Consider the following 303-nt stretch of genomic DNA (forward strand, 5'->3'; position numbering starts at 1 on the left):
TGTTCACACAGATTGATATGTTTATAGTTTAAGAGACGATACTGGGTCTGTAGCTCAGGTGGTTAGAGCGTTCGCCTGATAAGCGAGAGGTCGGTGGTTCAAGTCCACTCAGACCCACCAATCTTCCTCCCAGGAGATTGGCATACAGTATCGACACACCTTGATGGGGCTATAGCTCAGCTGGGAGAGCGCCTGCCTTGCACGCAGGAGGTCAGCAGTTCGATCCTGCTTAGCTCCACCATCTTTAAGTGCATTAGTAATAGTGCTTTTAAAAATGGTTCTTTAATGAATCTAGCTCTTTAA

2 tRNA genes are annotated in these 303 nt (G+C 46.5%); both read left to right on the forward strand.

Annotation, left to right across the window (positions count from 1 at the left end):
- The first annotated feature begins 43 nt into the window (after positions 1 to 43).
- Positions 44 to 120: transfer RNA gene (locus AKJ31_RS22005), tRNA-Ile, on the forward strand.
- 45 nt (positions 121 to 165) lie between these two features.
- Positions 166 to 241, forward strand: a tRNA-Ala gene (locus AKJ31_RS22010).
- Positions 242 to 303: the final 62 nt, after the last annotated feature.

This window comes from Vibrio hepatarius, assembly GCF_001274785.1.
Taxonomy (GTDB): domain Bacteria; phylum Pseudomonadota; class Gammaproteobacteria; order Enterobacterales; family Vibrionaceae; genus Vibrio; species Vibrio hepatarius.